Origin of the sequence: Microcoleus sp. D2_18a_B4 (genome assembly GCF_036702475.1) — a bacterium.
Classification (GTDB): Bacteria; Cyanobacteriota; Cyanobacteriia; order Cyanobacteriales; family Microcoleaceae; genus Microcoleus.
Genome location: NZ_JAUBTL010000031.1, coordinates 1 through 24,309, shown reverse-complemented (window position 1 = coordinate 24,309; position 24,309 = coordinate 1). Strand labels below are relative to the sequence as shown.

The following is a 24,309-nucleotide window of genomic DNA, read 5'->3' as shown; positions in this document are numbered from 1 at the left end:
GTGGAACAGGCATCTTGCCTGTTGCTGACAATGGTGCAAAAAGAAAATCCATCTGTCATGAACAGGCAAGATGCCTGTTCATGACAGAGGTACAAGATTTGAGTTAAAACCGACTGAAAATTAAAACAGAAAACTAAAACAGATATCCTCCTCAAGCCTCATAGCAAAAACTTCCGTTTTGAGATAATGATTTTTAACCCCTAGCGGGCCAAACCGCAGTCGGCGTTAATTATTCAGCAAACCGAACCTCCACAGACGGATAACACCCTAATTGAAGCATTAACATTGCCGTTACGTTTCGTTACGATAAGGAGACAGAGAGAAAAACCTCTCATTCGTAAAATCAGAGTTAGCCATTATGAACGGTACATTTCGCGTCGGCAACCTGTTTGGGATTCCCTTCTTTGTCAACGCATCTTGGTTTTTAGTTCTGGGTTTAGTAACCTGGCAGTACGGTGGCGCACTAGCTGCCCTGTTTCCCACATTAGGCCCCGTAGCGCCCTGGATGCTGGGATTATTCACAGCGTTACTGTTATTTGCTTCCGTCTTAGCCCACGAATTAGGACACAGTTGGGTAGCCATTAAACAGGGAATTGGCGTGAAATCGATTTCGCTATTTCTGTTTGGCGGACTGGCTAATTTAGAAAGAGAATCCAAAACCCCAGCCGAAGCATTTTGGGTAGCCATTGCAGGCCCGTTGGTGAGCTTATTTTTATCCGGTTTGTTAACAGCCATAGGCATCGGTGCTGGTCTCACAGGCCCCGCAGCCGCCATCGTCGGACTTTTAGCTTCCATCAACTTAGCTTTAGCGTTATTTAACTTAATTCCCGGTTTGCCCCTCGACGGTGGCAACATCCTCAAAGCGATCGTCTGGAAAATTACTGGCAACCCTTACAAAGGTGTAATTTTTGCTAGCCGCGTCGGTCAAATAATTGGTTGGATTGCCATTGCTACAGGCGTATTCGGCAATATTTGGAATCTAGTAATCGGTTGGTTCTTACTGCAAAATGCCGGTCAATCTGCACAATATGCCACAGTCCAAAATAAACTAGCAGGATTGACCGCCGCAGATGCTGTGACGCCCGAAAGTCCGATCGTCTCCCAAGACTTGTCCCTCAGAGAATTTGCCAACAATTACGTTATCGGTAGCGCTCATACCTGGCGCAGGTTCCTGGCAACAGATGATGCCGGACAATTGGTAGGGGCGATCGACCTTGATGACCTCAAAACCATTCCTACCGGACGCTGGCCCGAAGTTTTAGTGAAAGAACTCCTGAAGCCGATCGAATTTTCCACAACAGTCAAACCAGAATTATCCCTCCTCGAAGTCGTCACCCTCCTAGAACAACTCAAAGTACAAGAACTCCCCGTCATTCGCGAAAACGGTGTCCTCGTCGGACTTGTAGAAAAAGCTGAAATTGCCCGCCTGCTACAAAGACGAGCCGAAGCCAACCCTGCTTGATATCCTCAGATACTTGACAAATAATAGTTAACCCCCTCGATTGCCCCTTATCAAAAGCGCGATCGGGGGGGTTAACTCTAGCTTCAAAAAAGTCAAGTCCAACACTCAATTATTAGCAGCAAAATCAAGCATGATAATTATCAGAGTGTATAGACCTTTGAGCGAGGATTTTATGCCCTCCCAGGACTCTTGTGGCAGCCGCTAAAATAGCTGTTCGGGGAGCAGGGCTGTTTCATTCGACCTAGGGGCCGTGCCAAGAGTGCCGGCCCTCTTAGTCTGCCGAACGAATCTAGGTCGGGGGTAGGCAAAGAAAGGCACTACAAGAGTCAAAATTCACGTTTTTGGTGAGAATGAAACAGCCCTGGTTCGGGGAGCATCTCTGCTGATATCGTTTCCGGTTGGGTGGGAATGATAAAGTCAAGGTCAATAATTCCACATTCCCCCACTCCCCACTCCCCATCATGTATGAGTGTTACCGGAATTGATATGAGATGCTCCCTACAACAACTTTATACTCGTCCAAATGGGTTTGTTAGCTGCGACAGCTTCTTTGTACCAGGGGCGGAGACGGGCATCGTAGGTTGCCGGTTGTGCCTTTAATTCAGCGGTGCGAGTGCCTCGGCTGTCTGTAGCTTAGTATATGTTGTGAGAGTTGGTAGACTTGTTAGCTGCGACAATTGGCAAGCTGTTATCCGTGTGGTTGCGCCAAATGCCGAGATTCCTGATTTTTCAGCACCGAAGGATATCCATTGAATGCTTTGAAAAGATCGCATTTGCAGCCAGAGGAACTTCTCTCCCCGATGCTGCGGCTTTTCTAACTGTAAGTTTAATTCACCGCGCTCGATCGCCGAGGCGTTAAGTTTATTTACCCACTGGGTAGGTTCGAGAAAAGAAATCAGCTTTTCTTCAACTCTCTTTCCCGTCTGGGCGATCAATTTCTCGGCGAGCTCTTCGACTGCTTTGTCTCCGTTGCGAAAGGACAGATACCCGACAATCCCAACTGCTGCGACGATTTGCAGCACAAAAGAGGCCACTAGAAGGGCACGCAGGGAGATTTTTGTTTGGTGTTGAGAAGTTTTACTCGCGAATCGGGCCAACGGCATAGGCTGGTGACTAATTGCTCCCTAACACTTTAACTGTTGGAGCCTGTAATTTCACTTACGGGCGATCGAGGTGTTTCCTTGCGCTCAAAACACATCCCACACAGACACAAATCAGGAGCAAGCACGAGACTTATACAATTTTAGATTTTAGATTTTAGATTTTAGATTAAATAATTGGGGATGGATGAGGAAGCTCGTGCTTTGGAGTTTGCCGACAGTTGCATTCTTTTTTTTAAACTCGTATTACGCACTCTTGGCCCAGAATACCTCCGCCATTTTCTTGCTTTGGTGAGTTTCCTAGCTCAACCAAACCTAATTCTTCCTTCAAACCTCTTCGATTCATCAATTACATCCGTTAAATCCCGTACACTATTGGCTGCCGAACATCCATCCGTTACATCCGTTACATCCGGTACAAAATCCGTTGCCGAACTTCTCTTCAACAGGTACGCGGAAAATCCCCCGCTTGTCCAAACGGATATAGCGAGGGGCGAGAATAGGTATTCTCGGAAAATATAAAGTGGTGGCAGTGGCTTTTGTCGAGCCATTGCCATCTATAGAAGCCATACTTTTTTAGGCTCACAGAAAGATTTCAGAGCCAACTCTCTGCTTGCAGTCAATGCTTGAAGTCAAACCAACCTGTTCAAGCAAGAAGTCAAAGCAAGTCGTAAAAGCCTAGGATTCTTCTTCTTCTCGATCGATTTGGCGCAGGTGAATGTGCTTGCGTCCCAGAGAGATTTCAAATTCATCTCCTGGCTGGAGTTCCATCTGTTTCGTGTAGGCGGCTCCAATCAGTAAGTTGCCGTTAGATTGAACGCTAATCCGATAGCTGGCAGAGCGTCCGCCGCGTCCATTGCCGTTTTGCTTCCCGTCTAGCTGAATGCCTTCTGCATCAATCAGCGCATTCAGGAATTTCATCATGTTGACCCGTTCTACGCCGTTCTTGGTAACGGTGTAGTAGCCACAGGCTCTAGCTTTTTCTTCCTTGGTAAGGTTCTCTAGGTCTTTGACCTTTTTGATCAGATCTTCGCCTTCAAGGGGTTCGATATTTTTCTTTTTAGCCATTTACTGAGTCCTGAAATATTCAACTGGTGTACGGATTTTTTCTCGGTTGGTTTTTGGTTTGACCAAGAAACTTTAGCTTTATAGCTGGTCGTAAAACCATATTACACCGATCGGCTCAATTGTTAACCACTATTATCTAAATATTTTTAACAACCTGCAGTCTTTCTTGAGGAGTAGCTGCAGCCGGTGCGAGCAATCTCTAAACTCGGTAGCATAAGCTATCAGCTATCAGCTAGCTGAATATTTGCCCCGCTCTTAAAATCCCATGAAGTTAACCACACGCGGACACTACAGTGTCAAAGCATTACTGGATCTAAGTTTGCAACCTCGCTTTGGCCCGACATCGGTGAAATCGATAGCGAAGCGACAGGAGTTACCTGCTCCGTATCTAGAAAAATTGCTGATTGAAATGCGACGAGCCGGTTTAGTCCAATCTGTTCGGGGTTCCCAAGGAGGATATCAATTAGCCCGCCAGCCAGCTCAAATCTCTTTAGGACAAATCTTAGAGGCTGTAGGTGAAACTATTGAACCTTTACCTCGACATTTTCCCGACGCGACACAAGCAGAGGACTGGGTAACATTCAGTTTGTGGAACCGATTGCACAAAAAACTTGCCGAAGCGCTGTACAGTATTTCCCTCGAAGACTTATACTATGATGTCCGCAGTTGGCAAGCGGCTCTTGGGGAAGAAACTAGCTTTATCATTTAAATGGTAAGTTCATTCATTCGATCGCCAGCAAGCACACATGGACGCAACACTTGTTACCTACTTTGGCGGCTGTCACTGCGGAGCTGTCCGCTTCCGTGTCGCCGTTGACAAACACGAAGCATCTGATTGCAACTGCTCTATCTGTAAAAAGAAAGGATTTTTGCACCTCATTGTGCCGCCGGAACGTTTTACCTTGCTCAGTGGCGAAGATGTTTTGACCACCTATACGTTTAATACAGGAACTGCTCAACATACTTTCTGCCGAATTTGCGGCATTCACTCGTTCTATCGCCCCCGATCGCATCCCGATCATTTCGATGTCAACGTCCGCTGTCTTGACTCAGATGCCATCGAACACTTTCAGATCCTACCCTTTGACGGTGTTAATTGGGAGGAGAACGTACACTTGCTCCGCGACGAAAGTAATCTCAGCAGTTATAGCAACCAGGCCTGATGATGATGAGGTTTTGAATTGCTCAAACCCTTGTCTTTATTGCTTCTTCCTTCTTCCTTCTACTATAAAATCGCCCCTCAAAAAATCAAAGTCCGCAAGGGTAGCAGGAGTTAAAATCTGCTCTATCGGGCGATCGCTCCTGCTCTGACAATCAAGGAAGATGGTTCGGGGCCCCGGATTCATCCGTGGAGCGAGAAAAAAGCTCCTCGCTCCCCATCGCAAGCCCCCGGATTGATCGGTGGGGTCGCTTTCTTCAATTCTTTAATCTAAAATCTAAAATCTAAAATCGATTGACGGACTATCAAGTTTGACACAATATATAATGATGCCGGATGAATTTCCTGTTTTGATTTTAGCTGCGGTGTTGGATTATTCGATCGGCGATCCTTGGGGTTGGCCACACCCCGTGCAGGCGATGGGTTGGGCGATCGACCGTTATACTCGATTTGTCTTTAATATATCGAATCATCCCGCAGGCAAAATGCCTGAAGCAGAGGATCGTCCCGCTGGGGATCGGCACCAACTGTTGCTACGAGGTGCTGGTATAATACTAGCGATCGGGCTGATTGTAGGCAGTTATACTGTCAGTTGGTCGATCGTCCAAGCTGCTAGTTGGGTACATCCTCTTTTAGGTATTGCCATACAGACCATTTTGCTGGCAAGCTGTTTTGCAGGTCGCAGTTTGAGGGCCGCAGCAGAGGATGTGCTAGCACCTTTAAATGTTGGAGATTTAGTCAAGGCGCGAGAAAGGTTGAGCCTTTACGTCGGCCGGGATACCGAAAACTTATCCGAGCCGGAAATTCTGCGAGCAGTGTTAGAAACTGTAACAGAGAATGCAGTCGATGGCGTGACAGCACCGCTATTTTATGCCTTACTTGGGTTCGCTCTGCCGCATCTATTATTAAGTGTTACCGATCGCCCGATCGATCCTAACTCGATGTGGGCGAGTGCGATGGTTCCCTTGGCGATCGCTTACAAAGCAGCCAGCACATTAGATTCTACCGTCGGCTACAAAGAAGCACCATACACTGATTTAGGATGGTTTAGCGCCAAACTAGAAGACGTACTGACGTGGATTCCTTGCCGGCTAACAGTGATTACTTTAGCCGTTATATCTGGTAAACCGATTTACATTTGGCAAATTTGTCAGAGAGATGCTGTTAAAGATGCCAGTCCCAATTCCGGTTGGAGCGAGTGCGTTTACGCCGCCATCTTGGGAGTACAACTAGGAGGTTCCAATTCCTATCGCGGAGTTCTCAAACACAAACCGCTGTTAGGCGAGCCGGTTCACCCGATCGCAGCGCCGCTAATTTGCCAAGCATTGCAATTAACTCGGTATTGCTTTCTGATTTGGTTGGGACTATCATTGCTTTTTTATACCTTATTATGTTTGAGTCGGTAACTGATGACCTCACGCGAACAGTCCAGGAGGCATAAATAACGTATTTCTGTGATAGTTAGCGCTCCAAGCCTTGCAATCGCAGCATCTGCTTTTCATCTGTTCGGGGTAAGTCCTGCAGAAGACAGAGATCAGCCACCGACAGCAGCAAAAAAAGTTTTGACCGAAAGCATCCAGGATACAAGCCCCCGGATTCATCCGTCCAGAAATAAAAAACCTGTATCCGATCAACAAGCCCCCGAATTTATCCGTGGGGTCAATGCTAAAATCTAAAATCTAAAATCTAAAATCTAAAATCGATTGACCTTTGTTCCAACCCCCAGATTCATCTGTCAAGTCCATCTATCTAAAATCTCAAATTGTTCGATATGCCAACAGCCAACAATTAGCTCGCAGCAACCAATGACTAAAATTATCCAAATTTTATCGCCTGATGAAGTGAGGCGCACTCTCACCCGCGTCGCTTCCCAGATTGTCGAAAAATCAGGGAACCCCTCGGAGTTAGTGCTGTTGGGCATTCATAGTAGAGGAGTGCCTTTAGCTCAAATTTTGGCAGATCAAATTGAAGTCCTCGAACAAGTCAAAGTACCCGTGGGCGCTTTGGATATTACCTTTTACCGAGATGACTTGGATCGAGTTGCGATGCGGACACCGGCTAAAACAGAAATTCCTTTCGATTTGACGGGCAAAACCGTGGTGTTGGTAGATGACGTTATATATAAAGGCAGAACGAGTCGAGCGGCTTTGAATGCGGTAAACGATTACGGGCGGCCGGAGAAAATTTGGTTGGCGGTATTAGTCGATCGCGGCCACCGAGAAGTACCGATTCAGCCGGATTTTACGGGTAAAAAGTTGCCGACTGCAAAGGAAGAACAAGTTAAGGTTTACGTTCAAGAACTCGACGGGCGGGACGGAGTGGAGTTAATTAAGGGTTGATATCGTTGATTTTGGCATCGGAATAATAATTTTTGGAGTGCAGTGTGAGGGTTCCCGCGATCGAGCCATGTCAGGAGCGAGTCGATCGACTGCTTTGTTTAGTTCGCGTGAGCACTGGCGACCTCAGAAACCCGGTTTCTTCGTATATTTTTCGTTTCTCGTCGCAATTTCTCGTAGAAACCTGGTTTCTAGCCTGATGGGCGGAGCAACCAAGTATCTAGGAAGAAACCAGGTTTTTCGCGCGGGGAGCGTCCTATGTTCTTAAAAATCGGCAGTGCAGGAGTTGAACCTGCCTGGGGCGAATTATGAGTTCGCTGCCTAAACCGCTCGGCCAACTGCCGTTAAATCGATTTCTTCGACCTAACTCAAAATGAATTATAACATAATTTCTCAGTCCGTGCTAGAACTAGAGAACAAAAATCAAAATCTTTAGATCTGCTGAGTCCCCGATCGCCTGTTAGCCAATGTTAGGCAAGCCGATCGACCGGACAAAGCAGTTTCTAGGACTCGGCATAAACTTATAGGCAATGGCAGTGAATTCGACGGTAGTGCTGACTCTAATTCTGCTCACTCTGATGTTTGGAGCAGGCGTGACGAGTTCTGTTTGGGGATTTACTATAGGTCGCGAAGCCTTACAAGGAACGACTCAACCCGATGTTCGTCCCAGCAACAATGCTGGCAGCGGCAAGGCTGGAACGACGGCTAGCAAAGACCAAGTGAGCATTTTGAAAGAAAAAGACATTCTCACAACCGTCAAAGCACGGGTAGAAGGTCGCGATCCAGAAAAAACAACGGCCGGGGCAAATACTAAAACAGAGAAGGCAAACTCTAAACCAGCCGCGGCCAAAAAACCGGCTGCACAAAATGCCAGCGCCAAGTTTCCCCTGAACAGTCGCGACGGGGGAATAACCCTGGAAGTGAGCGCGGCCAGTCAGCGCAACAATTCCATGCTGCTAGACGTGAGCATGAAAAATGAGGGCTCCCAAGCTGTGAGGTTTCTCTACAGCTTCTTGAACGTCACTGACGATCGTGGCCGGGCCCTGAGCGCGACTGCCGAGGATTTGCCGTCGGAACTCCCCCCCAACGGGCAGGTGTTTTACGGTACGGTGAGTATTCCCACAGCTTTGCTGGAAAATGCTAAAGAAGTTTCGCTGACGCTGACAGATTATCCAGGTCAAAAACTTCAGTTGCAAATATCTGGCATTCCAGTGGCGAAGTAAAATAAAAGAAGACCAAACCTGCAGACGGATTCTCAGGTTCGATCGATAAAGTTTTTTTAGGAAGCATTGTGTCACTTTTAGGGGCGAGAGTGCAGGAGATATCTGATTTACCCGCGATGAGTTTGACAGAGGTGCTGTCGCGGTTGCTGTCAGTGCTGTTGCTGATTGCGATTAATGCTTTTTTTGTGGCGGCTGAGTTTTCGATGGTGACGGTACGCCGATCGCGCATCAATCAGTTAGTGGAAGCTGGCGACGTTGCAGCTTTAACTGTGCAATCTTTGCAGCAAAGTATTGAGCGATTGCTTTCGACAATGCAGTTGGGAATCACTCTTTCTAGTTTAGCTCTCGGCTGGATTGGAGAAAGTACGATCGCCGTGCTAGTGCGAATGTCGATCGGCTATTTGCCACTGCCAATTTACATCAAGTCGGCGATCTCCCATTCTTTTAGCATATCAATAGTAACTTTTTTGTTGCTAGCTTACCTGCAAATCGTACTGGGCGAACTCTTTCCCAAATCTGTAGCCTTACTGTATTCCGAACAGCTAGCCAGAAATTTAGGGCCTCCAAGTTTATTGATTGCCCGTTTGTTCAATCCCTTTGTGTCGTTTCTCAATCAATCCACTCGATCGCTTTTGCGGTTTGCGGGCATCGAATACGATCTAAGGCATCGGCCGGTTACGCCCGAAGAACTGCAATTAATTATAGCTACTTCCAGCGAATCCAGCGGCTTGGAAGCAGAAAAGCGAGAATTGCTCAACAACGTGTTTGAATTTGGCGAAGTTTGGGTACAAGAAGTAATGGTGCCGAGGCCTAGCATTGTCGCACTTCCCAAGACGGCAACCTTTCAAACTTTGCTCGACGAAATGGCGATTTCTAACCATTCCCTCTATCCCGTGACGGGAGATTCTTTAGACGACATTATCGGCATTATTGGCTTCAAACAACTTGCGAAACCCCTAGCTGAAGGTTTGCTATCTCCCGACACGCCAATTTTAAATTGGATGGGTTCGGTGAGGTTTGTGCCGGAGATGATGCTGCTGGGGGAACTGCTGCCTTTGATGCAGAGTTCGTCGGAAGAAATTGCGATCGTAGTCGATGAATTTGGTGGCATTTCCGGGTTAGTGACACTGAGGGATTTGATTGCGGAAATTATCGGCCGCAGCTACGAGTCACCCGATAGCAAAGAAATTGCTTTGCAAGTATTGGACGATCGCACTTATTTAGTTCAAGCGCAGTTAAATTTAGATGATGTGAATCAAATATTGAATTTGGATTTGCCAGTAACTGACGAATATCAGACAATTGGAGGTTTTCTGAGTTATCAGTTGCAAAGAATGCCGGCGGCTGGGGAAGTTTGGCGGGGCGAAAATGTTGAACTTACGGTTGTTTCTGTGTCCGGGCCGCGGTTGGATCAACTTCAAATTCACTTGTTGGAAGGGGCTGCGGGCGATCGAGCTTTGAGTGCAGTTGCAGCAGCGGATGAGGAAGTTGTGGGGAAAGGGCGAAAGAATAGCGGGGTGAGTAGTGTGGCGAAATTTTCTAGTTGAGAATATTTTAGCGAATACCTACATAATCTACTCGCTCGAAGTCGCTGCGTACTAAATCATCTAACGTCGGGCCTTTGGGGCGTAAATTCAACCTATTGCCAACCTTCACATTTTCGTAATATGCGTAGGGAATATAGATATCTTGCTCCTGCATAAAAGCGAAAGTAAAGTTAAAGGCATCGTCAATGTCCTCAGCTTTAACCTCACGAAAATCAGAGAGGAATAGGAGATCCATTTCTGCTTCAAAGAACAGCATCTCTGCAAATGCACCTCCGTCATAGCAGTTATAACCAATATAGCCGCAAGTGTCGCTACCTGTGTAGTAGAGGGCGCGAGTGGATGGGAAGCTGGAAAGGGTGATAGCATCTCCTACTCCAAATACAAGGGAACCGGGCTGATGATTCAGTTGCTCAACGATCGTCCAAGGGTGTCCTCGGAACTGAAAAACAATATAGCTTTCGGCGGTAATTTCGATTTCGCGATCGTATATATCCCGTTCCCAGACATCCGCCCGTCTCGCCCTACTGAACTTTTGCGCCACTGACTCAATAGGAGCGCGAACGAGAAGTAGATTTTGGTTTCTGTCAATTGTTTCAATACCTCGGCGCTCTTCAATAGACATATCTTTTAGATTGGGAAAAACAGTCAATAATTAGTCTACCTTTTTTTCAGACTGTAGCGAATGCTCAGGAAGAACCAGGGTGCTTTATACTGGATTCATCAGGTCAAGGGAATAGACTCGATCCTTTATGCAAGCGCGACGAACAGCAGAAATTAAAAAATGCGATGAAAGCTCAAGAACTTTATCAACAAGGATTCGACCTCGGTCGCAGAGAACTGTATAAGGAAGCTGCTGAATCTTTTACTCAAGCAATTAATCTCAATCCTGATTTTGTAGAAGCTTATATTATCCGTGCTCGTATTCGATCTGTAATTGGAGAAAAACAGGGTGGAGTGGAAGATTTTCAGAAAGCTATAGATATCTACAGGGCTAGAGGACAATCGCAAATAGCTGATATGCTTTTAGTGCCATTAAATTCGCTGCAAAATGAAATTAAGTTTGAACAGGAAGACCAGGGTCAACCGGAAGTTGAGGATGAGCCGAAAGGTAAATAAGCACTCGGATGATTCCAAACTAACTAAGAATCAATTTTAAAAATTTTAGTCATGCAGGACTTACGCATCAAAACCCAAGAAACTGGGTTTTTGGCAGATTCTGCCATCTGTAATATATTCTTGCGAAAAAACCCGGTTTCTGACCACCCGCTGCCATGCTTAGAAACCGGGTTTTTTACCGTTTCGGCGGGCGGAAGCGAAGAGACTCGAAAAAACCCGGTTTCTGACCACCCATGCGTAAGTCATATTTAAGCATAAGGCACCGGATCTTTCAGCCCCAATTCCTCAAAAGCCGCCAGCCGCAGCCGACAAGAATCGCAAACGCCGCAGGCATTTTCCCCGCCTGCATAACAAGACCAAGTTTGCTCCCAAGGCACTCCCAACTTATTGCCTAATTCAATAATTTGTGTTTTTTTTAGTTCGATCAAAGGTGTTACAATCTTAATATGATTTCCTTCTCTTCCCTGCTTTGTTCCTAACCGAAATACTTCCTGCATGGCTTGGATGTAATCGAGGCGACAGTCGGGATAGCCGGAATAATCTAAAGCGTTGACACCGATGTAAATGCGCTCGGCTTCTAGAGTTTCTGCGTAGGCGAGGGCAAAGCTGAGAAAGATCGTATTTCTAGCAGGAACGTAGGTAATTGGGATGTTTTGGGACATTTCTGCAAGATTGCGATCGATCGGCAATTCCATCTCATTATCCGTCAAAGCGGAACCGCCCCACAGTGTTAAGTCAAAGTTTACTATCTGATGTGCCTTAACCGCGGCCGAAAGTGCGATCGCCCTTGCTGATTCCAACTCCCGCCGATGTCTTTGCTTGTAGTCAAAGGAAATAGCGTAACACTCGCAGCCGTCGGCTTTGGCTTGATACAAAACCGTTGAGGAATCCAGCCCTCCCGACAATAAAATAACTGCTTTCACTTAAAACATCCTCAATCAAATTAGCTTTTATATTTATATCAAAATAGTGGCTAATTGACAATATACCAAGGCTAAATGCTTTTTGAAACCTACATATTACACCATTGTCAAGAACGGGCAAGATGCCCGTTCCACAAAACTCAATTAACTGGTTCCCGGCTCTGCCTAGTAACGAGTAGAAAGAAAATTCATCTTTTGTGGAACAGGCATCTTGCCTGTTCTTGATATTCGTACAAAATGTCAGATTTAAATTGCTAAGAAATCATCGAGTTCGCGGTAATCGGGCAAAGTTGTATCAATTTTAATTCCCTGTCGCAAAACTGTGCGATCGCCCTGCGCTCTAGATAACAATTCGCTGAAATTCCGCGCCTTAAATAAAATCAAATCTGCTGGTAAACCAACTGCAATTCGTCCTAAATTCGGCAATCCCATTAAATCGGCTGGAGTCTTTGTCACTGCACAGGGCCAATCCCCCCAAGGCCTATCTAAATGAGCGATGCGGACTGCCATATTAAAGACTTCCAAAACATCATGATCGCCAAATCCGTAAAACGGATCGCGACAATTGTCGCTAGCAACTGCAACGGGAATTCCTGCTGCTTTGAGTTCGTGCAGCAGTGTCACTCCCCGCCAGCGCGGTGTATGCTGAGATTCTCGGTCTTGCAGGTAAAGGTTGCACATCGGCAAGCTGACAATGCCAATATTGGCTTCCTTGACTAATTCCAGAGTTTCTGTTACTAAATCTGACGGTTGTACGGCTAAACTACAGCAGTGTCCGCAGATAATTTGACCGGAAAATTCATGGCGGATGGCGGTTTTTGCGACTTCCCGCAGTGTTACTGAATCTGGATCGTCGTTTTCGTCGGTGTGGAAGTCGAGGTTTAAATTTCGTTCTTTGGCTAAGGCAAAAACTCGATCGAGTTGTTTGTCTAAGTCGGGGTTGATATAGGCGACGCCACCGAGAATGCCGCCGGTTTGGGCCATGCGATCGGCTAATTTTTCGCCGGCTGGTGTCAGGAAATAGTCGAGGGAAACCAGGGAAACTGCTTGCAAGATCAGCCGATCGCCCCATTCGGCTTGCAGCGCTTCAAATACTCCCAAACTAACGGTTCCCTGTTCCCCTGCGCTGTCGATGTGAGTGCGGATAGCCTTGGTTCCGTGGGCGTAGCTGCACTTGAGTCCGAACTCCATTCGCCGGTAAACATCCTCTGCATTCCAGTTTTTTTGGGCATCAGCGCCTACCGCTTCGATCGCGCTGGCAAAAGTTCCATCGGGATTGGGCGATCGTTCCCAAATGTGGCCTTTGTCTAAATGGGTGTGCATATCCACAAAACAAGGCCAAACTAAGCCGCCCTGCAAATCTATAACTGGGATATCTCCAGAGGAGGAGACCGGTTTTGTACCTGCTGGAGTAATTTGGGCGATCGCCCCTGCCGCAATTTCCAAATCCACCAAACAAAAATTGTTCTCACTCCCCGTTGTCGCCACAGTAGAAGCTGACGAGGCGATCGATTTCATCTCTAGAAGAGACGCGGGTACGCGACCATTTTTGAGCAAATAATTAGATGTACTTGGCAACATTAATTTTGTGAGTTAGTATGTATTTTCTTGATAATTCAGCACTACCAGTTGTAACTATAGCAACCCTTGCAGGAATTGTGAACATCTCTCTTTTCCTCTTTCTATATTTTATAGAGACTCTGCGTCCTCTGCGCCCTCTGTGGTTAGTTCAAAAAAATCTCATGCACAAATGAAATAAAATCGCTAAAGAAACTTGAATTAAATATGTAGCTTTGTTGTTGGTAGTGCAGCCCCGATCGCTGAAGCACAAATATAAAATTTTTATATTTTTGAAGAAACCGCGCAAGTCAGCTTCACGAGTTTTGCTATGCCGGATACTTCCCGATCCTGAATCCTGTTGCTATCATAAATCACTGCTTCAAATAGCAATTTCACTTTCAACCAACCGCAGCATCCATAGCAAGAGCAAAAAAAAACTGTGTCAAAACCCAAGCATATAGTTTTAACATCCCATCCCGACAGATCCGGCACAAAACCTCATCCCATCCACTGGGGAGAAATCGATCCCCTGAAACGGGGGCCTGTGATTGGCAGCCTCACCAAATCGTCTCACCGGAATGCGATCGGCACTCATTCGGGTTCCTATTCTGTTTATCGCGCGCTAGCAGTGGCTTCCGGCGCACTCCAAGCAGATCACCGCCCCGATTTTACCAACACCTCTCCGGCCGCACACATCGGGCCGCACCCTAGTTGGGGCGATCGCAATTTGATTGTTTCTCTCGATCCCTTTGGGGGTTTGGTTAGCGAAGTTTATACTTCATTTATCCAGCAGGGATATGATATTCGACCGACAATTGCTGTCACTAAAGCTCACATTAATATGCCAGAATTGCAAGATGCCATCGCTAAGGGGCGAGTGCAAATTGATGGCAAAATAGTCAAAGCAGGCGGCAATTTAGCAGTAACTAAAATTGCGATCGATCCGGTGTGGTATTTGCCGGGAATTGCTAGGCGAATCGGCGCCCAAGAAAGCGTTCTCCGCCGTGTCCTGTTCGAGCAAACAGGCGGAATGTTCTCGGACTTAGTGACGCGGCCAGACTTGCACGTTTTCTTGCCGCCAATTGGCGGAACTACGGTTTATATTATTGGCGATGTCGCGAATATTTCTGACCCGGATAAGCAGTTGGCGGTACGGGTACACGATGAATGCAACGGTTCAGATGTCTTCAGTTCCGATATCTGCACTTGTCGCCCTTATTTGGTACACGGGATTGAAATTTGCATCCAAACGGCACAATCCGGCGGTTCTGGGGTAATAGTTTACTTCCGCAAGGAAGGGAGAGCTTTGGGGGAAGTGACTAAGTTTTTGGTGTACAATGCCAGAAAACGGCAGGAAGGGGGCGATCGCGCTGATGCCTATTTTACGCGCACTGAATGCGTTGCGGGAGTTCAAGATATGCGGTTTCAAGAACTAATGCCAGACGTGCTGCACTGGTTGGGTATCTCTCGAATTGACAGTTTAGTTTCTATGAGCGATATGAAATACAATGCGATTATCAATTCTGGCATTCAGGTGGTCGATCGCATCCCCATTCCTGAAGATTGGATTCCCGCAGACGCACAAGTCGAAATCGTCGCCAAAAAAGCCGCCGGCTACTACACGCCAGACCCTGTACCAGATGCTACAATTCTTGCAGGAGCGATCGGACGCGATTTAGGAGATTAAGAGGGCAAAGACGCGACCGATGGGACGCGAACAATCGCGTCTTTGCTACATAAAATTTATTGCTGGTTTTTGATCAGTCAGGGTAGGTTATGGCTAATTTGCGTTCTAGTGTGATCGTAAAAACAGATATTTGCGGATATACCGCCAGAGTCAAAAAATTATCTCAGTCGGACTTAAGTAGTTTGTTAAACGAACATAAAACTTTTGTTTCAGATATTAGCGCCAGAAATGAAGGCAGCGTGATTAAAGGGGAAGGTGATTCATTTTGGATAATTTTTCCCAGCGTCACAGCCGCGGCTGTGGCTGCGATAGAAATGCAGCAAGAATTGAGATCGCAACAATCTAGCAAAGCCAACGACGAAAGATTGGCTATTCGCGTGTCGATTACATTAGGAGATGTCTTGCATCAAGATAAAGATATCTTTGGCGATACGGTGAATTTAACAGCGCGCATAGAATCAGTAACTCCGCCGGATGAAATATATTTGTCCCAAGCAGCATGGCTGGCCCTCAACAAAGCAGAAGTGCAAACATCTTTTGTCAACGAGTTTTCTTTGAAAGGGATGAGCGAACCTGAAAAAGTATACAAAGTTGACCAAAGTTACAAAACGCGAATCATCAAGAATCAAGCAATAATTAAAGCAGATTTGAGAGGTTTTATTGCTTATCAAGAATCTAATTCAATCAAAGATGTGGAATATTTGCTCACCAACTTTGATACTTTTGAAAAAACAATTTGCGAAGAATACGGCGGCACAATTCGGAGTATTGTTGGGGATTCGCATTTGTTGACTTTCCCGGAAGCTCACTCAGCCTTAGCAGCAATGGAAAGTCTGTGCGAGAATTGGAAACTTTTTATTAACGCCAATCAAATACCTTGTGGCTTGTCGGTGGGAGTTGCGAAGGGAAATCTATATATATTTAGGTCTTGCACTTACGGAAAAGATATTCACATAGCCGACAGACTGGAAGATTTAAGTAAAATAGTATCTCCGGGAAAAGAAAAAAACTCGGTGATAGTTTCCGATCACATAAAACGCGAAGTCAGCGGGTCGAAGTGGGAATATAAGCTGATCAAAATCGATAAAAATGCGATTTTAGATAATCTTTTAGATTACAGTCAGTTTGACTTTTTTCAAGAAAACGATGTTTACCGCTGTTTGGTTGTATGAACTTGGGCAATATTGAACTTGAGATTGTAGAATATCTGAGAACGCCGGCTGCTATTCGCCAAAAGTGCGATCGGCTTTTTGATTTAGCCCGCCAGGACAAACTCCGCTACTTCCGCGTCGATTTATCCCAACTCGACAAAGCAGCAAATTATGTAATTGACACAACGCGCCAACAATATCCCGATTTTAACATTCCCTTTCACAGTCGCTGGCGACATTTTGAAGCTGGCAACTTGTCGCGACTCGCCGAATTGAATGCAGCTTTAGGAGAATTTGCACTCATAGAGCAAGCTAAGATCAAATTTGATTTAGCAATTATCAGCGTTTTGCTTGATGCCGGTGCTGGTGCAGATTGGCAGTATTGTGAACCAGAAACCGGACAGGTTTACCGCCGTTCTGAAGGGTTAGCAATAGCCAGCTTGCGGATGTTTTGTCAAGGTGTTTTTTCCAGCAATCCCGATTTTCCTTGGCAAGCTGATTCTCGCGGACTTTCTCAATTAAAACTTGAAACCTTAGCTGCTGGATTTCAGGTAAGTCGAGACAATCCGCTAGTTGGTTTAACAGGCAGATTAGAATTATTGCAGCGTTTGGGAAATGCGATTTGGCAGCATCCCTTATTATTTGGTAGCGAAAACCCGCGTCCCGGCAATTTGGCAAAATACTTGCTCGACAGTCGGGTTTCTGGAGGCGAAACTGTGAAGGCTGCGATCGTGTTGAGCGCTGTTTTGACAGGTTTTGGGGAAATTTGGCCGGGAAGATATGCAATTGGTGGAGTTAATTTAGGCGATGTTTGGCGGCATCGGGCATTACAAGGAGAAAATCTGGGAGATGAATTCGTGCCGTTTCACAAACTATCGCAGTGGTTGACTTATTCCCTGTTGGAACCGCTGCAAGAACTTGGTTTAGAAGTCGCCGGATTGGATGAGTTAACGGGATTGCCGGAGTACCGCAACGGCGGTTTTTGTTTGGATATCGGGCTGCTGCAGGCAAAAGATTCGGCTATTTTTGAGCAGAGTTACTTGCCTGGTTCGGAAGTTATAGTAGAATGGCGATCGCTCACTGTGAATCTTTTAGATAAAATTGCCGCAGCTATTCGAGAAAAGCTGCATTTGAGTGCGGAACAATTGCCGCTGGTGAAGATTTTGCAAGGAGGAACTTGGGCGGCGGGGCGGAAGATTGCCGCCGAATTGAGGGCTGGTGGAGTGCCGCCAATTCAGATTGAAAGTGACGGGACTGTGTTTTAGAGGGAAGAAGGAAGAAGGAAGAGGGAAGAAGGAAGAAGGAAGAGGGAAGAGGGAAGAAGGAAGAAGGAAGAGGGAAGAGGGAAGTTCGGCAACGGATTCTATAACGGATGTAACGGATGTAACCCATATGTTGCACCATTCTCAATTAGCCTTTTATGAACAGGCTTTCCGGCCTGTTCCACAAAATATAAATTTTCTTGTGGAACAGGCCGGAAAGCCTGTTGCTGACAAGGGTGCAAGATATCAGATTTGACACTCCCCTGCCTGAAGGCGAGGGGATTCTTGGTTCTGCGACCTACCTTAAAACTATCTATCCTTGCGGCAGTGTTTAAACCAGGTATCCGTTCAAAAGAACCAAATATCGAGCTTAATTTAGATAGCCTCGCGAGGGTTTGTCTCCCCAAGCTTTCGAGAATTGCTTCTCTTGTTTCTGTGTGCCCCACAGTACATTTTAAAAATAAAAAGTTTAGTCTCTGATTTTGGCTTACATTAGTTAGCCCAGCTATGTTTTTCGTGGTTTTCGCCACCCACTAACCATTATTGTTTTGGGACCTGTCGTTTGAGCGTGGTGTCTCATGTGTATCGGCGGTTATTCTACCTGTAGTATAGTTATTCTACTCTACAATGAACACAATGCAAGAAAGTTCAAGAAAACAATTAACAAAAGTTGATAATTAATTAAAGCCGTCGAGCGAAGGACGGGGCTTTAGACCCAATTTCTTGGTAACGGATGTCAGGAAGTTGAAAAAGGGAAGAGGGAAGAAGCAAGAAGGAAGAGGGAAAATTATTCCCTCTTCCCACTTAAAACTCAAAATTCAAAATTCAAACCTGAAAAATATACCTCACACTACACTCCCACAAGCTGCTTAGCGGCAAGCGCGATATTTGACGTGATAAACTAAACCGCGATGAGCCAAATCGAAGGAGTCAACGGTTGCCATGCCGGCACCGCGGGCTGTCATCGAAGCATTTACTCTCATATTTACACTATCACCACAGCGAGACCAAACATTCGCTACAGTAGCTAACTTATCTCGAACATTGTAGTTAGTTTCGCCGCTGAGATTCCGATTAAAAACTGGGCCGCGCGCTCCCGCGAAAAAGTATTCTGCTCGCAGGTTGCCTGTGGTTCTAGGAGCCACGTAGCCGCGGTAATCAGCATCGTAGATAGAAATTTGGTAGCCTTGGGGTACTTTGATGGGAATGCTCAGATTGCAGCTTTTCCGGCTTTCTGTTGAGACATTTCCCAGGGCTGCAAACTTGTCAAATAGGATGGTGAGTTCTTGACCATCAGGGCTGACGCTGACACTGGCGGAGCGATCTGGGCAACCGCTACCGCCGTAGCTTGCACCTAAAATTTGAACGGCAGGATTAGCCAAGGCGGGGCTGATAGAAGCTGTCATTAATGCCGTAGCTAGCAATAGTTTTACAAACTTCATGGATGTTCTCCTTAATAAGTTCAGTTGTGTGTTAGGAGCACCCTAAAAAAATGGAACTGAATTTAGGTAATGTTTTTCAAACTTGGATATTGCCGCCTTCATGTTGCAAGATGAAAAGCCAGTCAAGCCAAGCTTATAACCTCATGGGCAGTTCCTCTTCAGGTTTTTTCGATTAGTGAATTAATCGAAAAAATAGGTTTTATGTTGATACTTCTTAAGATTCATATCGGTTGGTAAAAGTTCCGGAAGGTTTCGGTGCAAAACTCCGGATCTGTGTTATTGGGCTGGGATGGAGCGCGAGACAGCGAAACCAGTGGGGAGGCTTTTGGGCCCGGATCTGCGTTATTAGGAAGAGTGTGGGAAGAAGAGGAAACGAGAGAATGACATATTTGTGTATTTTCAAACCTCGCATACTTAGTGTCGCGCTGGGCGGATGAAAGGCAATTGTCGGAGCAATTTTATTCGCGGGATATTGGTGTTTTCAATAGGGGTTTGATATAAGTAGTCCCGGACGCAGGGGCGGCAGAAACCGGTTTTTTTTTGCGTCAAGAATGCCTCGATGGCTGATAAGTTAGAATAAAGCCAATTAATTATTCAAAAAAATGAGTGCTAAAGTTACTGTCATCGACCATCCTTTGATACAGCATAAGTTAACTCTCATGCGGCAAACTCAAACGAGCACGGCGAAATTTCGCCAATTGCTGAAAGAGATTGGAATGCTGCTCGCCTATGAAGTGACGCGAGATTTGCCGCTAAAATACGAACTAATAGAAACGCCGATCGCCAAAATGAATGCACCGGTGCTGGCTGCAGAAAAGAAAATTGTTATTATTTCGATTATGCGCGCGGGTCAGGGACTGTTAGATAGTATTTTAGAGCTGATTCCGTCTGCGAGGGTAGGACATATTGGTTTGTACCGCGATCCGACAACTCGCATGGTGATCGAATATTATTTCAAAGTTCCCCAGGATATTGAACAGCGAGATGTTTTAATTGTCGATCCGATGCTGGCTACTGGTAATTCAGCAGTGGCGGCAGTGGATAGGCTGAAAGAAGTTAATCCGAAGTCTATTAAATTTTTGTGTTTGCTGGCGGCACCGGAGGGAGTGGGGCACTTTCACGAACAACATCCTGACGTGCAGATTTATACGGCGGCAGTTGACGAGTGTTTGGACGAGCATGGCTATATTGTACCCGGACTGGGAGATGCGGGCGATCGACTTTACGGCACTATGTGAATTCAATAAAATTGTTTTCTGCTGTATATGTCAATACATTCATTTAAAAAAAAGTTTACTAACATAACTCTTGGTTTGATAGTGCCATACAATGTAAATTGTAAGATTTTAATGTCAGGAAAAGCCTATATATAGCAAGGCTTGTACGATTTTTTTACATTAAATTCCTAAATCGCATTATCTCAATGTATTTACTGCATCTTATGGGGAAAATCTCTGCCTTTAGTGTAATTAATCGCAAACGGTTAGTTCATAAAATAGATGTATGATCCTAACCGTTTGCGATCGACTACTAACAATTCTTGGACGAGGAAAAAAGAATGGAGACTACAGCACAGAAAGAAGCCCCAACTCACTCTGTTGAGGAAGTGAAAATTCAGAATATCAACAGTTTGGAGTTTGAGCTTTGGGCTAAGGCCGTGAAACGGCAGATGATTGCAGCACTCTCTAAAAAGGGCGCGATTTGACATCTCTGGGTTTTTTGTGCGCCAGTGGTGTTAATTAGATTAACAAAATTTTTGTGTGCATTCTTGTCCGAGAGCGATAAGTGGGGAGGGGAAGAGTTTTGAGATTGCGCTGCTTTCGGAGTTACCGGAGGCGCAAAAGAAAGAATTTTCCTTTTTCCTCGTTTTGGACGTACAGATGGAAGGAAGCCGGGTTTTTTTACGAAAATACTTCTGTTGCAATCGGCAGAAATGGTAAAAAAACCCGGTTTCTTTGTGTCATATCGATTCCGGTTGCACTCCTCATGATGGTTGACTGTTGACTGTTAACTGTTGACTGTGAGTCAAAAAACTGAAAATTGCGTTGATATTTGTTGGCAGCTTCATTCGACTTTACGCCCGACGATGAAGCGCGGATTTGATCTCATTCCGGCGCAGCCGGATTTGATATCAAGAGTGCCTCCGGGACTGTTCTATCTGCCGAAGGCTTTCTGCCAGATTACGATCGCTTGTCAACCGCCGCCAGCAAGCGCAGACTTCCATCTTGAACCTGCACTGCTTTCACCGTTCCCACAGCAACTCTTTGTTGACCGTTAGCCATCGCTACCTCAATCTTAATCTTGGGGTCAGCCTGCAATCCCAGCCGCCCCCACAGCCACTTGACTTGAGTAGCAGGAAAAGAGCGCACTTCTACATCAGAAAAGGGCGAATTAACCCAACGGCTACCGTCGTAAAAACTCGCTACTTGCACCTGATACCAAACTTGTTCTCCCGCCAATTTTAACTCATTGTTCGGTTCTGGTTCCAGCCACTCAGCGGGATTGACACTGTTAATTAAAGTAGCAGAACCCATAATTTGACTTTTGTGGTCTTCTAGATTTTCAGCCTGAGAAACTGCTTCCTCAAGTTTGTTGACCAAATTCCGAATTCGACTTCTGGTTTCGCTGTCAGTATCTGATTGCTGGTCGAGCCAATTCATTGCCTCGCGAGTTCCGTCTTGAGAAGCTACAATCAGCGCGCCCCAAGCCTTGACATCGGCGTCAGCGGCATTCACTCTCAAGGCGGCGTCTATGCGGTTCCAGATCCGCCCGCCGTCATTTTTGAGGGTTGTGGCTATTTCGTGACTGTTACTCGGATCGGCTTCAAATACTTGCAAAGCTTCAGTCCAGCGGCCGTCGATCAATTCTGCGAGAACTTGTTGACCGGGACTGGCCCAAGATGCGATCGCCTGAGCCCGAGTAATTTTAGCGTGAAATTCGATCGTTTCTAGCTGAGCTTGCGCGACTGCGGGCCAATTTTTGCCGGCTTTCCCCTTCGCCACACGCATAACATTTAATGCTGGAGACCACAGCCCGCTTTTCGCCAGTCGCAGCCCATTTTTGTAAGTCTCGTCATTAAAAGCAATTTCTTCTAAAGAAATCGCCGTTAACTGAACGGGGTTCGGCAAAAATTTGCGCGGGCCAATTTGATAAAGGGTAAATTGTGGCTCTAAACCAACTGTTTGGTCGATCGCCAACTGCGGGTTTTCGCCCTTAACAATTTGCTGCCAATTCGGCGGTTGTCCAGCCGCACTCGCCCACTCCAACAGCGGCATTAAATGATTTTGGCTGGGGTTGTAGCGAACGACTTGTCCGTAGGGAATTTTCTTTTCGCCCCGCATTAGTTGACCGCTGACATTAAACCAAATGCCGGAGGCGGGGGGCTTTCCGTCAAAGCGGCGCAGTTCTGTTAGGGGTAACGACTGATTCGAGGCTTGATTGTCAGATGTAGAGTCAGCTAAAGAAGCAATGACAAAAGATTCCGCAGGGCCTTCTACATTCACAGAACTTGCTAGCTGAAAATACTGCTCTTTATCGGAACTGCGATCGGGAAGCTGTACCCGCTTGTACACCCGAAGTTCGACAATTTGACGGCAAGGATTTTTGCAAACAGTAGAAGCTTTAACAGTTCTTTCTACCATCACCGGCAATAGCAAATCGGAAATAGAATTATCGCGGGATTGATCGACGGGAAGTGGCAGGGGTTCTCCGGTTACGAATCCCAATTTGCGGATGCTGGCTTTGATTTGATCGAGAGTTTGGATCGAATCTCTGCTACCTGTAGGCAGGCGCGACCATTCCGGCACAAACTGAGAGATCAACTTGTTGCCATTGGGATCGACGATGAGCTGATAACTCAGCCAAGCGCCGCCTCCCATCAAAGCTGCACAGCCACACAAGACGCTGAGGGCTGTCAAATTAGTTATCAGTCTTTTCCAGGGATATCTGGCGCGAGTTGGGCGAGTAGGTATTGGAAGCTGGGACTCTTGAAGATTTTTGGGGCGTCGGGTTTGGCGACGGCGTCTTGTCGGAGGAGGAGCAACTTGGCGAGTTTCTGGGGGTTTGGCTCGATTTTTTGAGGGGTTAATTTTGTGTTCCATCATGCCATTTTAGAATTTAGATTTTAGAATTTAGAGTTTAAAATTGCAATAGCCGATCGTACTGCCGACCTATGATATCCCAGGTGTATTGGCTTTCAACGAGCGATCGAGCGTTGACAGAGAGCTCTTGTCTTAGTTGCTGATTTTCAAACAAACTGGCGATCGCCTCAACATACTCCTGAACTTTGTTCGCCCGCAAGGCCCTTCTCGGTTGTGGGCCGCCATCGACGGCTAAACCCTCCAAACCTCGATCGCTAGCAACCACGGGAGTTCCCGCAGCCATCGCCTCCAAAGTTTTATTTTTAATCCCAAAACCAATCCGCATCGGCACCACACAAACAGCAGCTTGATGCAAATATTCTGCCACCCTTTGCACCCGACCTACTACTTGAATTCCGGGAAGTTCCCCCAAGGCGAGCACTTCCGGGACTGGCGAAGCCCCTACTAGGGTGAGGGTAGCATCGGGATAGCGCTGCTGCAAAGGCGGCAGTATTTGCAAACTGAGAAACCGCGCCGCGTCTATATTGGGCAAATTGTTCATTGCGCCTGCAAAAATTAAGGTATGTCCTCCCGGATCGATCGACCGGTACGGAAATTGAGTTAAATCCACGCCGTTAGGAATTACATCTATGGGAGGTACAAAAAAATCTTGTTTTCCTCGCATTTGAACCGGAGGCGACAGCAATTCTAGGAGTTGCTCTCTGTCTGTGGATGTTGTCGCAACAATCCGGGAGAATTTGGAACAGTAGCGTTTTTCATAGCGGGCGAGTAGCGGTAAATTTAGTCGATCGCGCAGGGGTTTTTCCGACGTGCCGGTTGCTAACATTTCCCTGCAAGTTCCCCAAACGGAACTGTGAATGTTTCCCACTGTCAGCAGTTTTTGCCGCCATTCTGGACGCACGTAAATCTCATTAACGCTGTGTTCGCAGGTGACAGCATCGCATTTGCCTGCTGTTACCAATTCGTCTGCCCAATTCTGCATTGCTTGGGAGTAGTTTGAGAGTACGTTCGGAGGCGTCCCGGACAACAAAAATCGACTGAATCTGTGGAATTTTCCTATTATTTCAGGGAACCCCCCCTCAGTCCCCCCCTTGTTAAGGGGGGGATGCAAGAAGCCCTCCCCCTGGTTAAGCAGGGCTGTTTCATTATCCGTAGGGGCCGTGCCCCCGTGCC

General features: G+C 46.4%; 23 protein-coding genes and 1 tRNA gene. 14 read left to right on the top strand and 10 right to left on the bottom strand.

What is annotated here, in order from left to right:
• The first annotated feature begins 358 nt into the window (after window positions 1-358).
• On the top strand, window positions 359-1,462 hold the full coding sequence (locus tag QUB04_RS18345; RefSeq protein ID WP_333286485.1) for a site-2 protease family protein: 1,104 nt from the start codon (window positions 359-361) through the stop codon (window positions 1,460-1,462).
• Window positions 1,463-2,058: 596 nt separating this feature from the next.
• Here the strand turns inward: QUB04_RS18345 and QUB04_RS18340 are convergent.
• The 3 genes from QUB04_RS18340 to QUB04_RS18330 form a co-directional block, all read right to left on the bottom strand.
• Complete coding sequence (locus tag QUB04_RS18340; protein ID WP_333286483.1) at window positions 2,059-2,484, bottom strand: hypothetical protein; 426 nt, start codon at window positions 2,482-2,484, stop codon at window positions 2,059-2,061.
• 450 nt (window positions 2,485-2,934) lie between these two features.
• The gene (locus QUB04_RS18335) at window positions 2,935-3,132 is read right to left on the bottom strand and encodes a hypothetical protein (RefSeq protein ID WP_333286481.1); all 198 of its coding nucleotides are present in this window, start codon (window positions 3,130-3,132) and stop codon (window positions 2,935-2,937) included.
• A gap of 108 nt (window positions 3,133-3,240) precedes the next feature.
• Window positions 3,241-3,630 carry an AbrB family transcriptional regulator gene (locus QUB04_RS18330; RefSeq protein WP_015179394.1) on the bottom strand — a complete coding sequence of 130 codons (390 nt, stop codon included), beginning with the start codon at window positions 3,628-3,630 and terminating at the stop codon, window positions 3,241-3,243.
• A gap of 265 nt (window positions 3,631-3,895) precedes the next feature.
• On the opposite strand from QUB04_RS18330, the gene QUB04_RS18325 reads away from it, so the two are divergent.
• From QUB04_RS18325 to pyrR, 4 genes are all read left to right on the top strand, one after another.
• On the top strand, window positions 3,896-4,339 hold the full coding sequence (locus QUB04_RS18325) for an Rrf2 family transcriptional regulator (RefSeq protein WP_006635345.1): 444 nt from the start codon (window positions 3,896-3,898) through the stop codon (window positions 4,337-4,339).
• Window positions 4,340-4,376: 37 nt separating this feature from the next.
• Complete coding sequence (locus QUB04_RS18320) at window positions 4,377-4,793, top strand: GFA family protein (RefSeq protein ID WP_333286479.1); 417 nt, start codon at window positions 4,377-4,379, stop codon at window positions 4,791-4,793.
• A 322-nt stretch (window positions 4,794-5,115) separates the two neighbouring features.
• Window positions 5,116-6,195: an adenosylcobinamide-phosphate synthase CbiB gene (gene cbiB / locus QUB04_RS18315; protein ID WP_333286561.1), complete on the top strand. Its 1,080-nt coding sequence runs from the start codon at window positions 5,116-5,118 to the stop codon at window positions 6,193-6,195.
• A 399-nt stretch (window positions 6,196-6,594) separates the two neighbouring features.
• On the top strand, window positions 6,595-7,128 hold the full coding sequence (gene pyrR, locus QUB04_RS18310; protein ID WP_333068480.1) for a bifunctional pyr operon transcriptional regulator/uracil phosphoribosyltransferase PyrR: 534 nt from the start codon (window positions 6,595-6,597) through the stop codon (window positions 7,126-7,128).
• Window positions 7,129-7,396: 268 nt separating this feature from the next.
• Here the strand turns inward: pyrR and QUB04_RS18305 are convergent.
• Window positions 7,397-7,469: transfer RNA gene (locus QUB04_RS18305), tRNA-Ile, on the bottom strand.
• A 186-nt stretch (window positions 7,470-7,655) separates the two neighbouring features.
• Between QUB04_RS18305 and QUB04_RS18300 the strand changes: the two genes are divergently transcribed.
• Window positions 7,656-8,348, top strand: coding sequence for a hypothetical protein (locus QUB04_RS18300; protein ID WP_333286477.1), 693 nt, complete (start codon window positions 7,656-7,658; stop codon window positions 8,346-8,348).
• A 68-nt stretch (window positions 8,349-8,416) separates the two neighbouring features.
• The gene (locus tag QUB04_RS18295; protein ID WP_333286476.1) at window positions 8,417-9,895 is read left to right on the top strand and encodes a hemolysin family protein; all 1,479 of its coding nucleotides are present in this window, start codon (window positions 8,417-8,419) and stop codon (window positions 9,893-9,895) included.
• A 7-nt stretch (window positions 9,896-9,902) separates the two neighbouring features.
• Here the strand turns inward: QUB04_RS18295 and QUB04_RS18290 are convergent, their stop codons facing one another.
• Window positions 9,903-10,517, bottom strand: coding sequence for a hypothetical protein (locus tag QUB04_RS18290; protein WP_333286474.1), 615 nt, complete (start codon window positions 10,515-10,517; stop codon window positions 9,903-9,905).
• A 164-nt stretch (window positions 10,518-10,681) separates the two neighbouring features.
• Here QUB04_RS18290 and QUB04_RS18285 point away from each other — a divergent pair, with 164 nt between their 5' ends.
• Window positions 10,682-11,011 carry a hypothetical protein gene (locus QUB04_RS18285; protein ID WP_333286472.1) on the top strand — a complete coding sequence of 110 codons (330 nt, stop codon included), beginning with the start codon at window positions 10,682-10,684 and terminating at the stop codon, window positions 11,009-11,011.
• Between the two features lie 248 nt (window positions 11,012-11,259).
• Here QUB04_RS18285 and queC read toward each other — a convergent pair whose 3' ends face one another.
• Together queC and QUB04_RS18275 are read right to left on the bottom strand one after the other, a co-directional pair.
• Window positions 11,260-11,934, bottom strand: coding sequence for a 7-cyano-7-deazaguanine synthase QueC (queC, locus tag QUB04_RS18280; protein WP_333286471.1), 675 nt, complete (start codon window positions 11,932-11,934; stop codon window positions 11,260-11,262).
• A 246-nt stretch (window positions 11,935-12,180) separates the two neighbouring features.
• Window positions 12,181-13,515 carry a cytosine deaminase gene (locus QUB04_RS18275; protein WP_333286469.1) on the bottom strand — a complete coding sequence of 445 codons (1,335 nt, stop codon included), beginning with the start codon at window positions 13,513-13,515 and terminating at the stop codon, window positions 12,181-12,183.
• 418 nt (window positions 13,516-13,933) lie between these two features.
• Between QUB04_RS18275 and QUB04_RS18270 the strand changes: the two genes are divergently transcribed.
• The 4 genes from QUB04_RS18270 to QUB04_RS18255 all read left to right on the top strand — a co-directional run bounded on the left by QUB04_RS18270 (window position 13,934) and on the right by QUB04_RS18255 (window position 17,850).
• Entirely contained in the window at window positions 13,934-15,181 is a 1,248-nt protein-coding gene (locus tag QUB04_RS18270) for a GTP cyclohydrolase II (protein ID WP_333286467.1), read from the top strand.
• An 89-nt stretch (window positions 15,182-15,270) separates the two neighbouring features.
• Window positions 15,271-16,353, top strand: a complete 1,083-nt coding sequence (locus QUB04_RS18265) for an adenylate/guanylate cyclase domain-containing protein (protein ID WP_333105679.1) — start codon at window positions 15,271-15,273, stop codon at window positions 16,351-16,353.
• Window positions 16,350-17,597 (top strand): URC4/urg3 family protein, encoded by a 1,248-nt coding sequence (locus QUB04_RS18260; protein ID WP_333286465.1) that lies wholly within the window; start codon window positions 16,350-16,352, stop codon window positions 17,595-17,597. Before QUB04_RS18265 ends, QUB04_RS18260 begins: the two co-directional genes overlap by 4 nt.
• Window positions 17,578-17,850: a hypothetical protein gene (locus QUB04_RS18255; RefSeq protein ID WP_333286463.1), complete on the top strand. Its 273-nt coding sequence runs from the start codon at window positions 17,578-17,580 to the stop codon at window positions 17,848-17,850. The genes QUB04_RS18260 and QUB04_RS18255 overlap by 20 nt, the downstream gene beginning before the upstream one ends.
• A 613-nt stretch (window positions 17,851-18,463) precedes the next feature.
• Here the strand turns inward: QUB04_RS18255 and QUB04_RS18250 are convergent.
• Window positions 18,464-19,036 (bottom strand): DUF4360 domain-containing protein, encoded by a 573-nt coding sequence (locus QUB04_RS18250; protein ID WP_333286461.1) that lies wholly within the window; start codon window positions 19,034-19,036, stop codon window positions 18,464-18,466.
• 602 nt (window positions 19,037-19,638) lie between these two features.
• Between QUB04_RS18250 and upp the strand changes: the two genes are divergently transcribed.
• Together upp and QUB04_RS18240 are read left to right on the top strand one after the other, a co-directional pair.
• Window positions 19,639-20,274 (top strand): uracil phosphoribosyltransferase, encoded by a 636-nt coding sequence (gene upp, locus QUB04_RS18245; RefSeq protein WP_333214988.1) that lies wholly within the window; start codon window positions 19,639-19,641, stop codon window positions 20,272-20,274.
• A gap of 320 nt (window positions 20,275-20,594) precedes the next feature.
• Window positions 20,595-20,741, top strand: coding sequence for a hypothetical protein (locus QUB04_RS18240; RefSeq protein ID WP_333147073.1), 147 nt, complete (start codon window positions 20,595-20,597; stop codon window positions 20,739-20,741).
• A 475-nt stretch (window positions 20,742-21,216) separates the two neighbouring features.
• On the opposite strand, the gene QUB04_RS18235 is transcribed toward QUB04_RS18240, so the two are convergent.
• Window positions 21,217-23,139 (bottom strand): hypothetical protein, encoded by a 1,923-nt coding sequence (locus QUB04_RS18235; protein ID WP_333286460.1) that lies wholly within the window; start codon window positions 23,137-23,139, stop codon window positions 21,217-21,219.
• 34 nt (window positions 23,140-23,173) lie between these two features.
• The coding region (locus QUB04_RS18230; RefSeq protein WP_333286459.1) for a glycosyltransferase family 4 protein at window positions 23,174-24,309 on the bottom strand (1,136 nt) is incomplete at its 5' end.

Coding starts and splice junctions, on each gene's coding strand:
- QUB04_RS18345 (WP_333286485.1), top strand. CDS start 359: ATGAACGGTACATTTCGCGTCGGCAACCTGTTTGGGATTCCCTTCTTT.
- QUB04_RS18335 (WP_333286481.1), bottom strand. CDS start 3,132: ATGGCTTCTATAGATGGCAATGGCTCGACAAAAGCCACTGCCACCACT.
- QUB04_RS18330 (WP_015179394.1), bottom strand. CDS start 3,630: ATGGCTAAAAAGAAAAATATCGAACCCCTTGAAGGCGAAGATCTGATC.
- QUB04_RS18325 (WP_006635345.1), top strand. CDS start 3,896: ATGAAGTTAACCACACGCGGACACTACAGTGTCAAAGCATTACTGGAT.
- QUB04_RS18320 (WP_333286479.1), top strand. CDS start 4,377: ATGGACGCAACACTTGTTACCTACTTTGGCGGCTGTCACTGCGGAGCT.
- cbiB (WP_333286561.1), top strand. CDS start 5,116: ATGATGCCGGATGAATTTCCTGTTTTGATTTTAGCTGCGGTGTTGGAT.
- pyrR (WP_333068480.1), top strand. CDS start 6,595: ATGACTAAAATTATCCAAATTTTATCGCCTGATGAAGTGAGGCGCACT.
- QUB04_RS18300 (WP_333286477.1), top strand. CDS start 7,656: ATGGCAGTGAATTCGACGGTAGTGCTGACTCTAATTCTGCTCACTCTG.
- QUB04_RS18290 (WP_333286474.1), bottom strand. CDS start 10,517: ATGTCTATTGAAGAGCGCCGAGGTATTGAAACAATTGACAGAAACCAA.
- QUB04_RS18285 (WP_333286472.1), top strand. CDS start 10,682: ATGAAAGCTCAAGAACTTTATCAACAAGGATTCGACCTCGGTCGCAGA.
- QUB04_RS18275 (WP_333286469.1), bottom strand. CDS start 13,515: ATGTTGCCAAGTACATCTAATTATTTGCTCAAAAATGGTCGCGTACCC.
- QUB04_RS18265 (WP_333105679.1), top strand. CDS start 15,271: ATGGCTAATTTGCGTTCTAGTGTGATCGTAAAAACAGATATTTGCGGA.
- QUB04_RS18260 (WP_333286465.1), top strand. CDS start 16,350: ATGAACTTGGGCAATATTGAACTTGAGATTGTAGAATATCTGAGAACG.
- QUB04_RS18250 (WP_333286461.1), bottom strand. CDS start 19,036: ATGAAGTTTGTAAAACTATTGCTAGCTACGGCATTAATGACAGCTTCT.
- upp (WP_333214988.1), top strand. CDS start 19,639: ATGAGTGCTAAAGTTACTGTCATCGACCATCCTTTGATACAGCATAAG.
- QUB04_RS18240 (WP_333147073.1), top strand. CDS start 20,595: ATGGAGACTACAGCACAGAAAGAAGCCCCAACTCACTCTGTTGAGGAA.
- QUB04_RS18235 (WP_333286460.1), bottom strand. CDS start 23,139: ATGATGGAACACAAAATTAACCCCTCAAAAAATCGAGCCAAACCCCCA.